Here is a 10,938-nt window from a genome sequence, read left to right on the forward strand (position 1 = left end):
TGGATATAGCTCAGTTGGTTAGAGCGCCAGATTGTGGCTCTGGAGGCCGTGGGTTCGACTCCCGTTATCCACCCCATATTATGACCCATTAGCTCAGTTGGTAGAGCATCTGACTTTTAATCAGGGTGTCCGGCGTTCGAGTCGCCGATGGGTCACCATTTAATTTTTATGCGCGGGAGTGGCGGAATTTGGCAGACGCGCTAGACTTAGGATCTAGTGTCATTGACGTGGGGGTTCGAGTCCCTTCTCCCGCACCACTTTAGACTAGTATATACTAGTCTTTAATTATCATTTGAATCATACTATTATAAACTTATTATTTACAAGAATTATAATGTATGTTAAAATAAGTTTTGAGTTTAACAATAAATTTGGCGGTGTAGCTCAGTTGGCTAGAGCATACGGTTCATACCCGTAGAGTCGGTGGTTCGAATCCACTCGCCGCTACCAAAAAAATATTATTAATCATGGTGGATATAGCTCAGTTGGTTAGAGCGCCAGATTGTGGCTCTGGAGGCCGTGGGTTCGACTCCCGTTATCCACCCCATTATATTGGGGCGTCGCCAAGTCGGTAAGGCACTAGACTTTGACTCTAGTATGCGTAGGTTCGAGTCCTGCCGCCCCAGCCAATTTTAATATATGGCGGCATAGCCAAGCGGTAAGGCAGAGGACTGCAAATCCTTTATCCCCAGTTCAAATCTGGGTGCCGCCTCCATATTAGCGCTCATAGCTCAACTGGATAGAGTGTCTGACTACGAATCAGAAGGTTGGGGGTTCAAGTCCTCCTGGGCGCACCATTAAAAACATTGCGAAACAGAGGGTTTCAGCATTTATGCTGGCCCTCTATTTTTTTTATAATTCTTATGTTTGCAAACATTTTGCAAACATAAGAATTATTTTATGATATTTCCTATCTTTTTTGCTGCTTCTTTTTGCATATCTGGACTTACATAAGAGTAGGTATCCATAGTTATTCCTATACTAGAATCTCCTAATCTTTCTTGAACTACTTTAGGATGTACATTTTGTTTTAATAACATAGTTGCATGGGTATGTTTTAAATCATGAAATCTAACTTCTAATCCTAATTTTCTTTTGATTTTAGGAAAGGTTTTAGATATATAGTCTGGATTCATAGGTCTACCATCATCCCTTGAGCAAACAAAGTTATTATTTTTATAAGTTTCTCCTAAAACCATTCTATATCCAATTTGTTTTTTTCTTTCTGCTTTAAGCACTTCCATAACATTCTCATGTACAGCTACAGATCTATTAGATTTTTTTGTTTTAGGCTCAACTAGGGTAAGAGTACCTTTTATCATTTGTAGAGCCTTAGAAACGTAAATAACACAGAAAACAAAAATAGTGATATTTATCATATTATTTACTGTCTATAAGTTTACCTCTCACTAGGTTATCATAATATTCTTAATTACATCACATACAGTAAATATATTATAATTTAAGGCATTTAAAAAGTTAATCTATACTTGTAGAATAAATAAAAAGCATAAGAAAAATTACCTATAGACAGGTGATTATATTTATTTAATTACTTAGTTTAACATTTATTTACAGGTTATGAAATGTTACTACCAAATAAATATTAGATATGGTAAAATAAGTATAGCATTAGCAAATAGAAAATATATCCATAAGGGTACATGAATTTTAAGGGGAGATATAGGAGGCTATTGAAAGGAAGAAAACCTTTACAATGAAGAAGAGAATAAATAATACAATAGAAACAAGTATTAGTAAAATAAAGTTCGTTAATATATAAGTATAATAGATATTATAAAATTAATATGATATTTATTATATTGAGGGATTTTTTGAATTATAAAAATATATGCAAAATTAATAAATATTGTTTTCTGAATCATAGTTAACAAATATCATACAGGATAAAATACATATTTTAATGGAGGTGAGTGAAATGGGAAGAAGGTTTGTTGGCGCTATTTTCTGTTTAATTTCAGCTATATTGTTTGCCAGTAGATACATTGCTAGTGCAATTTTTCTTTCTAGCGCAACAGTTTATGATAAAGAATTATTTGAGGCAGCCTTAGAGAATATAGGTATTCCTCTTCTGTGGCTATCTATTACTAGCTTAATTGTAGGTGTCCTTTATTTAATCTGGGCTGAAGTAATAAATCCGAAAGAAAACTTAGAAATATAAACTACTTTCATTTTTATATTGTTATTGAATAAGATATAGATTTTAAATATTTGTAAAAAATGATAGTAACGAGTTTGTAATAGTATATAGAGGAATACGGTTAAGTAAACCTTAAAGACAATTATAGGAGGTGTATTTACTATGTATGAATATAAGGTTTTTAAATGGAATCTTAGTACTTTAACTCTTACTGAGGAGTTAGAGGATATTTTAAATGATTATGGAAAAGAAGGTTGGAGAATATCGAATATTATAAGCAACATAAAGGGAAGTGCGAATGTACTATTTTCTTCTGTAGATGGAAATCAAGCAACTATTATTCTTGAAAGAATAAATAAAGATTAATTCGTAATATTTACTTATTATGCATAGTAGTAAATAAATGTAATATAAGAAAATTTATTTTGAAGGAGAATTTTAGCATGGATAATAAAGATGACTTAAAAAAACATAAAGATAAAATTAATTATATTGCTGTAGGAGTTGCATTAGGAGTCTCTCTCGGTGCTGCTATTGGTGCAGGTTTAGATGCTATAAATTCTAAGAAAACAAATAAATGATAATATCTAATATAAGAATAATGGATTTTTATTGACTTATGTCACATTATTTAAAAACTACATAGTATTATAACATAAAGTTGAGTTTACTTAATATTAAATATAACAAACTCATTTGAGTCATGGTTAATAAGTATCATATATAGTAAATCATAGATATTAGATTATCTAAAAAATGTACAGGAGGTACTAATACATATGGTTATCAGGGAAAATATAAACTCTTTAAAAAACTCAATTCAAGAAAATATTTTTTTGAAATTAATTATAATAATTTCAACATTAATATATCCTACAATATTTGTATTAGATATATTAGATATGCTTGGGATTATTAGTATAGAAATTTTCAGTCCGGTATATTTAATGTGGGTAGGATTTTATAGTTCTATTATTTTAATTTATTTTGTTGGTATAAATTTAATTAATATATTACTAGTACTAATTAATGTATGTGTTACCTTATTTATAATGTTTGGATTTCTAATGGGGGGTATTGGAGCTGTATTAGGAATAACCATTAAAATGATTTTGCCATTCATACCATTTTCCTGGATTGAGAGATTAATGTCTTTTTTATTTCGGTATGACTATTAGAATAAAAAGATATAGTAGAAGTTTTACAAAAGTATCATTGTCACAAATTGATAGATTCTTTATAAAAGAAAGGAGAACTATATGGAATAAGCAGATATAGTTATAAATAAGCATCTCTATCAATGACTTTACTTTTAAAAAGGAGGAAATAACTTGTTCAGAAAAAATCCGTGGTTATATGTATTGTTTGGAATATATCCATTAAGTATTTTTGAATTGGGATTATCTAACATTAGTACTATTAAACAAGTTCTTTTATTGATTATAATTACTTCTATCCTAATTAGTGTTGGATACTATTTCAATTTTCTAAACATTTTTAAATCACTCATTGTTGTATTATTTGTAATAACGCCTTATGTTATTGGCAAATTATATGGTAATGGAGTTTTTAATACTTAATACAATCGACTTGTTTACAGTGATAAATATAATCTCAAATTTGTATTTTCAAATAAAATAAATAAATGAATGAATAATTCTATCCCAGAGAATATTTATAGCTGCTGATATCATTAGGATAGAGTATACTTTTTATTCTGTCCTTTTTATTAGTTTGTCTTAATAGCAATTAAAATATATTGCTAAAGTTTACTGGGGAAGAAATTTTGAAGAATATTTTTATACAGCTAATTGGTGATCTTCTCCAAAATAAAAATAGTTAGAGGGTAAAATATTATGACTGAACAAATAACTATACTTTATGGATACAGTATTATTATATTAATTTTTAGCATAAGAATTATTTATGATATTAAAACAAAGAAATATAAATCCTTAGCACTTTTTACAATATTAGTATTAGTTATGTTTTTCTTAATATCTAAAATAAAATTTTAATTTTATTTTTTGGTCGTTAAATTTAATCATTACTCAGTTTGTCAAAATAACAATTGAGTAATACTCATAAATTAATTTGGAACACCAATATTCATAATTTGATATACAAGATTATTTTGTAATAATGTAAAATTTAATAGAACTATTACGTTTTCAAAACAATGGAGGTGTTAATATGAAAAAGAGATTTTTGTTTTTATTAACTTTCTTATTGACTACAGTAGCGTTAATCTCAGGTTGTAGTCAAAACGAAGTTAATAGTAAATCTGTAAAAGTAATGCCAAGTGATCTTTTCCAATGAGATACTGTACGGCTAGAAACTCATATGAACATGGTAACAGGATGCGTAGATGTTGAATATCAAGGTGATAAAGAAAATATTATGTTAAAATATGAAATATGGGAAGAAGGAACTTTAAAAATGGAAAGCGACACTTTATCAACTTCTATCAAAGAAAACGAATTTAATGGAGAAATTAGTATTTCTTTAAAGGATATTAATGATTATATGGAATCATCTGAACTAATGGAACTGACAGCAGCTATTAGAACTGATAGTGGCTATTTTTCAAATTCAATTCTTATAGATCGATATAGCAAAGAATATGCAAACTCTCCAAGTAATCTAGAAAAAGAAATCAATGCAACTGAAGATGAAGAAATTAGTATTTGGGGATTAATAGCAGGAGATACTCTTTCAGTTGGAGAAGATATTGAGAAATCAGTAAAAGAATCAAAATGGGGTTTGATTGTGAAGCTATATTTTGATTAAATAGATTGCATTATCCAATTTATATTAAGATTAATTATGACAAACTAATAAAAAGCTACATAACTATTGATATTAAAAGCATAGAGTTATGAATTGAGTCAGCTAAGAAAAGAACTTAAAGAGGTACTAGAAAAGTATAATGCAGCAAAAGAAATTATAAAAGAGTATAGTAAGTTGATATAAAACATTGTCGAATATTGCGATGGAAATATGAAGGGTTATTCCTTTTCATCTAGAATATATATTATTGAAGAAAAATATACTATAAAATATGAGGAGGAAGTAGAATGAAAAAAATATTGTTGATATTACTACTTTCTATTGCTTTAACAGGTTGTGGTTCAGATAACGCTGAAAGTGGTAAAGAAAAAGTAGAAAATGAACCAAAGGAAGAAGTGTCTGAAGAGACCGAAAAAGACATACCTAAAGAATATCAGTCTGCACTTAAAAAAGCATATGCATATGTTAATAATATGCATATGTCAAAAGCTGGCGTATATGATCAGCTCATATCTGAACATGGAGAGAATTTTTCCAAAGAAGCGGCTCAATATGCTGTCGATAATGTAGAGGCTGACTGGAAAGAAAATGCCTTAAAAAAGGCGATCGCATATCAAGATGATATGGCAATGTCACCGAATGCTATACATGATCAATTAACCTCTGAACATGGTGAGAAATTCACAGAAGAAGAAGCAAGTTACGCTGTTGATAATTTACCAGAATAGACTTATAAATATTAAATAGAGGGAAAAAGACATCCAAAAGGGTGTCTTTTTTATATAAAAACAAATAAAATTGTTAAACCTTCCTTAATATATTATAATAAGATATATAAAGGAGGTATAATATTATGGGATTTTTTGATAAGATGAAAGAATTAAATGAAAAAGCTAAAGAAAGTAAAAGTAAAAAAATAAAGATAGTTGCTAAGCTATATCATCTAGAAGGTATACCTAAAATGAAAGATGGACAAAAAACAATGGTAGAATTAAATCCTAAAGATAATAAGTTATATATAGAAGAACGTTTTGTAGGAAAGCATAGAAATAATGCAACAGTATTAGATATGGATAAGTTTAAGTATGTAGAAAGTACTACAGTATCTGAAATACAAGAAAAAGATAAATCTATAATAGGTAGAGCTATTGTTGGAGGGCTTGTTGGACCAGTTGGAGCAGTGATTGGTGGATTGAGCGGCTTAGGTAGCAAGAAGAAAGAAATAAATAATAATATAATGATTATAGGGTATAAAAGTAATGAAAAAAGAAAACAAATTAGCTTTATGGATGGAAAAGGAACTATGAACTATAAATTTTTATATAATGAATTAAAAAAATACGAGCGTGAAGAAGAAAATAAAACAGGGCAAACTGAATTATAATACATGAGCATCTACTTAAGTAGGTGTTTTTTTATATACAAAACAAACAAAAGCATATAGTAATCGAGGTGGTGGTATGGTAAGAGTAAGAAGTCTTGACACAAAAGATATGGCCAAAGAAGATTACCTTAAAGGTATGAAATATAAGGATTTAGCAGATAAATACAGCATATCTTTAAACACAATAAAATCATGGGTTAAAAGATATGGATGGGCTAAAGAGAAAAAGCAAAAGGGTGCACCCTTAAATAATAAAAATGCTACAGGTCATGGAGCACCTATTAAAAATAAAAATGCAGAAAAACATGGATTCTTTTCAAAATATCTTCCTGGTGAAACATTAGATTTTATCCAGGAGATAAAAGTTAAGAATCCATTAGATATTTTATGGGAAAATATACAGATACAATATGCAGCAATAATACGAAGTCAAAAAATAATGTATGTCCAGGATAAAGAAGAAATGATAAAAGAACTTAAAAAGTCTAAATATGAAATAGCAGGAATAGATGATGAATCAGAACAATTACCTATAGAAGAAGAATATGAGTTTCAATTTAGTTGGGATAGGCAAGCAACATTTTTAAAAGCTCAATCAAGAGCAATGAGTGAATTAAGAAGTATGATAAAAAGATATGAAGAAATGCTTAAAACTGATTTAGCTACAGAAGAACAAAAAGCTAGAATAGAAAAGCTTAAAGCTGATACTAAGACAAAAGCTTGATAGAACTGGGGGTTATGGGTATAATAGAAGTATAAGTAATAAAAGTGTATGGGCAGAAAAGAAAAGTGTCGTAGATAAATATATATAAACTTAAAGACAAATAGAAAAAGAATTAATAGGAATTGCAACTAAAAATAATATTAAAATAGAAGGCTATGTTATCCATTTTATAGACCGAGTAATCGGTCAACATTCAGCTGATGATATTCCTAGAAAAGGGATGAGAAGAGGAGCTAATATTGAAGATATAAAAGATACACTTCTAAATGGTAACGTTGGAGGAAAAAAGATAAGATGAGGTGGGAAACCAAGTATTGTTTTTTCTAATAATAAGTGTAAAACAACATTAAACCCAGATAGCAAAGAATTAATTCAAGTAAATCCATATAACAGATTTAAATTGAAGTGATAAATGATGATAGAAGTTCCAAAACATACAAGAAATATTATGAGTAAGGCATATAGCAAAATAAACAGTGAACATTTAGAGCAGTTAGAACTCCACGCTAATAATGTTGATGAATTTCTAAAACTAGACAATATAACTGATATTTTAGATGATACAGATACTATATTAACTTATCTAGGTTTCGATGAGAATGATGATTTAACTGACTTTGGTAGAGAGTTGCAAAATTTATATGATGATATTTATTATAATAACTAAAGCCACTTATTAAGCTTAATTAAATTGATAGGTGGTTTTTTAATGATTATTTTAGAAGGTGAAAAATATGTGTGATAGGTGTATAGAAAAGGCAATAAAAGAAAGCTCGGAACAGGTAGTGGAGAGTTTAAAAAGAGAACTATCAATTACTGGTATTATCAAAAAGTCTTTAACTGAATACTCAACAAAAGAATTAGTTGATGAAATCTCTAAAAGAAATGGAGTAGATACATTTAAAACTGATTATGAAGGTGAACATGAAATGAGAGTAGTTAATGATGATTATGATAAGAAAACAACTAGAATAACAGAAACAAAAGGACCAGTTATTATTTTAGAAGTTATAGACTAATTGTCTTTAGACACAGACATTAAACAAGTCTATTTTTTATGCCTAAAAGATGTAAGAGATAGAATTGGCATTCAAGAAATATAAACTGAAATGCCTTTCTTTAAAGAGAGTATGTTAGTTAAAGAGAAGGATAGACAAAAGCTTAATAAAATAATAGCTAGTGGAAATCAAGATTATATTGATTTAATATTGACTAAAATATTTGATGATACTACAATTTTACTAGATGGTGCTGAAGCTCAAGAAGAAAGAATGAGAATGCAGCTATTGTCAAATGGTAAGATATCAGCTGTAAGTGATGGAGTTATTTAGAGAGTTCTAATCCAGTAGCAGATATTCAAAGATGGAAAGATGCAATTATAGATGATAGAGGAGTTGAACCTACTAAAGCAATCTGTACTAGGAAGGTTTGGAACTATTTAATGAATAATAATAAGATTAAATTAGATATGAATCCAGCTGGTGGACAGAATATTATAATGACAGATAAGATGTTAGTTCAATATTTAGAGAGTAAACTTTTTGAACTTATAGAAGATTTGGAAGAGAAAAATTCTGAGCCAGCGGAAGTCATCCTGAAGAATATGAAACTTGATGAATTGAAAAATAAAGCAAAACAATAAGGAATAAAAGGTTATTCAAGTATCAATAAAGAGGAATTAATTAAAGCAATAAAGGATGAGTAAAATGGATTATAAATTCTATGAAATGGAATATGGAGGTAAAACACCTTTTGAACAATTTCTAAGGCTTTTAATTCAAGCTATGAATGAGGTTAAATGCTATACACTTAATAGAGCTAATGATAGTGACATAATAGATAATTATATATTAGAAGGTAAATATGAAAAAATCCTTTAAGAATGTAATTATAATTATTCTTACTTTATTTTTACAAGATATTACATATAAAATTGGTGGGTTTAATTATGGAAATGCACCAATTCTTTCGGTCGAAACTTTTTATGATTTTGTCATTTTTGCTTTTTACTATATTTCTATATCTTATATTTTAGATAAAACTATAATGAAGAATGATGAAAAATAAAAATTATAATAGAGAAGAAATGAAAGGATAGATTGATATCAACTATAAAGAATCTACTATTAACTCTTGTGAAATTGCTTTAAGGCTAGGGAGAAATCTCTAGCCTTATTTATATGTAAAAATACTAATTAAAAAGAATAATAATGTTGCTAACTCCATATTAGTGCGTGGACTATGAGCTATTTACAAAATACACTTTTACGATTCAAATTAACTTCTGAGGATATAATTGTAATTAATAATTCTTCTAAAGCGGCAATAAAGATAAATAGAAATATAACCCATATTATAAGATTACTTTGTTTAAATAAAATAATTGCAGGTGAAAAATATACTAAAATACCTGATGTCTTGTTGGCTATGGTATGTACAAACACAAATTTTTTGTACTTTAATTTAGTGAGTAACAGATTTAATAAATGAACAAAAAGTAGCCCTATTAGTACCATCTTATAATTCACAGTCATAATTTGATTATATAATCTTGTAAATATAAAAAACAATATTATATAAAATACAAAATCAGCAAATGAATCTAGTCTTGCACCTAGCTCACTTTCTATATTAAATTTTCTTGCTATAAAACCATCAAGTATATCGGTTAAACCTATTATGAAGTAAAGAAAAATAAAGATAATTCGATCACTTATAAATAATAATAATGCAGAACATATAATTCTTAGTATAGAAAGGATATTAGGAATATATTTCTTCAATTTTATTCTCCTTCTTTAATTATAAAGCTTGTATAGTAGTTCACCTAACGTTACTGCAGTTTGGGATGCGACCTATAAGTATATCTGTGTTTTGCGAATTAGAGTATTACGTGTAGTTATGACAAACTTACACTTTCCATTTGTATCTATATTTTTGTATTTCTTCTTTTGAGTACGCACTAGATGTAACTAATATATCTACTATATTATCTGGATTACATGTTATAATAACAGAATCTATGGAATGATCTTTTATCACTTTCTTCAAGATATGAAATGCTTTTGCTGCATGTCTATTTCCTCTATATGTCTCATATACTCCATAACCAATATGTTCTATGCAATTAAAAACCTTTGTACCATTGCTTAATTTAAAATTTATATGTCCAATAGTTGTATCAGTGCCATGAATTAGTATTTTAAATTTATATTCAGTACATATATATGTATTTATTTTACCATATATAATAAAAGTTTGTTATGACATGATTTTAATGTTAAGGAGAAATCTTTAGCTTTATTTTTTATGTAAGATTATATGAGAACTTCTATCAATGATTAATAGAAGTAAAATTTAAATTATTTGTTTTTACTTCCATATCTTATCCCTAGACTAATAGCAATCATTAATATTATAACTGAAGGCCAATCTTGTTTAAAATATAGTGAATTAACTACTATACCTAAAGTAATAAGAATAACATAAATCATTATATAAGCCTTTCTTTCATAAGTAAAATTAATTATTCATTATTAAATATTATAGAGCGTTTTTAAAATCTTTGATATTTTAAGAAAATCAATAAAAAGCTTAATAAAGGTTAGTTTTTTTATTCTTTTTATTAAAAAATAATGAAATAGTTAAGAATATGGTTAAAGCTATAGTTAAAGAATTATATAAAATACCCAATAACCAATGTGTATTTATATAATATAATATTGAGAGTATTATAACATTGAATACATTTATAAAAATTAAAATGAAAAATTTAATTATAGTACTTAGTTTATACATATATCTACTCTTTAAAAATTTTATGTTTCTTAAAAATAATAATATGAACATAATAGTAAAAATATAAAATAAAATATATGC

Annotated in this window: 19 protein-coding genes and 7 tRNA genes; 22 read left to right on the top strand and 4 right to left on the bottom strand. The window is 27.6% G+C overall.

The window, feature by feature from the left end; genetic code table 11:
* Positions 1 to 82 precede the first annotated feature (82 nt).
* The 7 genes from D3Z33_RS15895 to D3Z33_RS15925 all read left to right on the top strand — a co-directional run bounded on the left by D3Z33_RS15895 (position 83) and on the right by D3Z33_RS15925 (position 797).
* Positions 83 to 158, top strand: a tRNA-Lys gene (locus D3Z33_RS15895).
* Positions 159 to 172: 14 nt separating this feature from the next.
* Positions 173 to 257, top strand: a tRNA-Leu gene (locus D3Z33_RS15900).
* A gap of 116 nt (positions 258 to 373) precedes the next feature.
* Positions 374 to 450: transfer RNA gene (locus D3Z33_RS15905), tRNA-Met, on the top strand.
* A 20-nt stretch (positions 451 to 470) separates the two neighbouring features.
* Positions 471 to 547 (top strand) — tRNA-His (locus D3Z33_RS15910).
* 6 nt (positions 548 to 553) lie between these two features.
* Positions 554 to 629, top strand: a tRNA-Gln gene (locus tag D3Z33_RS15915).
* Positions 630 to 641: 12 nt separating this feature from the next.
* Positions 642 to 715, top strand: a tRNA-Cys gene (locus D3Z33_RS15920).
* A 5-nt stretch (positions 716 to 720) separates the two neighbouring features.
* Positions 721 to 797, top strand: a tRNA-Arg gene (locus D3Z33_RS15925).
* A gap of 96 nt (positions 798 to 893) precedes the next feature.
* Here the strand turns inward: D3Z33_RS15925 and D3Z33_RS15930 are convergent.
* Entirely contained in the window at positions 894 to 1,322 is a 429-nt protein-coding gene (locus D3Z33_RS15930; RefSeq protein ID WP_207708359.1) for a tyrosine-type recombinase/integrase, read from the bottom strand.
* Between the two features lie 617 nt (positions 1,323 to 1,939).
* Here D3Z33_RS15930 and D3Z33_RS15935 point away from each other — a divergent pair.
* From D3Z33_RS15935 to D3Z33_RS16000, 15 genes are all read left to right on the top strand, one after another.
* On the top strand, positions 1,940 to 2,182 hold the full coding sequence (locus tag D3Z33_RS15935) for a hypothetical protein (RefSeq protein ID WP_160198760.1): 243 nt from the start codon (positions 1,940 to 1,942) through the stop codon (positions 2,180 to 2,182).
* 141 nt (positions 2,183 to 2,323) lie between these two features.
* On the top strand, positions 2,324 to 2,527 hold the full coding sequence (locus D3Z33_RS15940) for a DUF4177 domain-containing protein (protein WP_160198761.1): 204 nt from the start codon (positions 2,324 to 2,326) through the stop codon (positions 2,525 to 2,527).
* Positions 2,528 to 2,604: 77 nt separating this feature from the next.
* Positions 2,605 to 2,742 carry a hypothetical protein gene (locus D3Z33_RS15945; RefSeq protein ID WP_160198762.1) on the top strand — a complete coding sequence of 46 codons (138 nt, stop codon included), beginning with the start codon at positions 2,605 to 2,607 and terminating at the stop codon, positions 2,740 to 2,742.
* Between the two features lie 1,275 nt (positions 2,743 to 4,017).
* Positions 4,018 to 4,179 (top strand): hypothetical protein, encoded by a 162-nt coding sequence (locus D3Z33_RS15950; RefSeq protein ID WP_160198763.1) that lies wholly within the window; start codon positions 4,018 to 4,020, stop codon positions 4,177 to 4,179.
* A 175-nt stretch (positions 4,180 to 4,354) separates the two neighbouring features.
* Positions 4,355 to 4,480, top strand: a complete 126-nt coding sequence (locus D3Z33_RS17025) for a hypothetical protein (RefSeq protein ID WP_279279101.1) — start codon at positions 4,355 to 4,357, stop codon at positions 4,478 to 4,480.
* A gap of 24 nt (positions 4,481 to 4,504) precedes the next feature.
* Entirely contained in the window at positions 4,505 to 4,951 is a 447-nt protein-coding gene (locus tag D3Z33_RS15955; RefSeq protein ID WP_160198764.1) for a hypothetical protein, read from the top strand.
* A gap of 287 nt (positions 4,952 to 5,238) precedes the next feature.
* The gene (locus D3Z33_RS15960) at positions 5,239 to 5,679 is read left to right on the top strand and encodes an Ltp family lipoprotein (protein ID WP_160198765.1); all 441 of its coding nucleotides are present in this window, start codon (positions 5,239 to 5,241) and stop codon (positions 5,677 to 5,679) included.
* 125 nt (positions 5,680 to 5,804) lie between these two features.
* On the top strand, positions 5,805 to 6,335 hold the full coding sequence (locus tag D3Z33_RS15965; RefSeq protein ID WP_160198766.1) for a hypothetical protein: 531 nt from the start codon (positions 5,805 to 5,807) through the stop codon (positions 6,333 to 6,335).
* Between the two features lie 76 nt (positions 6,336 to 6,411).
* Positions 6,412 to 7,059 (top strand): phage terminase small subunit, encoded by a 648-nt coding sequence (gene terS, locus D3Z33_RS15970; RefSeq protein ID WP_160198767.1) that lies wholly within the window; start codon positions 6,412 to 6,414, stop codon positions 7,057 to 7,059.
* A 412-nt stretch (positions 7,060 to 7,471) separates the two neighbouring features.
* Complete coding sequence (locus D3Z33_RS15975) at positions 7,472 to 7,726, top strand: hypothetical protein (protein WP_160198768.1); 255 nt, start codon at positions 7,472 to 7,474, stop codon at positions 7,724 to 7,726.
* 67 nt (positions 7,727 to 7,793) lie between these two features.
* Positions 7,794 to 8,078 (top strand): BC1881 family protein, encoded by a 285-nt coding sequence (locus D3Z33_RS15980; protein ID WP_160198769.1) that lies wholly within the window; start codon positions 7,794 to 7,796, stop codon positions 8,076 to 8,078.
* Positions 8,079 to 8,189: 111 nt separating this feature from the next.
* Positions 8,190 to 8,390 (top strand): major capsid protein, encoded by a 201-nt coding sequence (locus D3Z33_RS15985; RefSeq protein WP_160198770.1) that lies wholly within the window; start codon positions 8,190 to 8,192, stop codon positions 8,388 to 8,390.
* 110 nt (positions 8,391 to 8,500) lie between these two features.
* A complete protein-coding gene (locus tag D3Z33_RS15990; RefSeq protein WP_243153538.1) occupies positions 8,501 to 8,701 on the top strand; it encodes a hypothetical protein in 201 nt (66 codons plus the stop codon).
* Between the two features lie 64 nt (positions 8,702 to 8,765).
* Positions 8,766 to 8,939, top strand: a complete 174-nt coding sequence (locus D3Z33_RS15995) for a hypothetical protein (RefSeq protein WP_160198771.1) — start codon at positions 8,766 to 8,768, stop codon at positions 8,937 to 8,939.
* On the top strand, positions 8,923 to 9,126 hold the full coding sequence (locus D3Z33_RS16000) for a hypothetical protein (RefSeq protein ID WP_160198772.1): 204 nt from the start codon (positions 8,923 to 8,925) through the stop codon (positions 9,124 to 9,126). Before D3Z33_RS15995 ends, D3Z33_RS16000 begins: the two co-directional genes overlap by 17 nt.
* A 179-nt stretch (positions 9,127 to 9,305) precedes the next feature.
* Here D3Z33_RS16000 and D3Z33_RS16005 read toward each other — a convergent pair whose 3' ends face one another.
* The 3 genes from D3Z33_RS16005 to D3Z33_RS17030 all read right to left on the bottom strand — a co-directional run bounded on the left by D3Z33_RS16005 (position 9,306) and on the right by D3Z33_RS17030 (position 10,553).
* Entirely contained in the window at positions 9,306 to 9,842 is a 537-nt protein-coding gene (locus D3Z33_RS16005; RefSeq protein ID WP_160198773.1) for a CDP-alcohol phosphatidyltransferase family protein, read from the bottom strand.
* A 127-nt stretch (positions 9,843 to 9,969) separates the two neighbouring features.
* The gene (locus tag D3Z33_RS16010) at positions 9,970 to 10,110 is read right to left on the bottom strand and encodes a hypothetical protein (RefSeq protein WP_160198774.1); all 141 of its coding nucleotides are present in this window, start codon (positions 10,108 to 10,110) and stop codon (positions 9,970 to 9,972) included.
* Between the two features lie 311 nt (positions 10,111 to 10,421).
* Positions 10,422 to 10,553, bottom strand: a complete 132-nt coding sequence (locus tag D3Z33_RS17030; protein ID WP_279279103.1) for a hypothetical protein — start codon at positions 10,551 to 10,553, stop codon at positions 10,422 to 10,424.
* Positions 10,554 to 10,938: the final 385 nt, after the last annotated feature.

The organism is Senegalia massiliensis (assembly GCF_009911265.1).
GTDB lineage: Bacteria > Bacillota > Clostridia > Tissierellales > SIT17 > Anaeromonas > Anaeromonas massiliensis_A.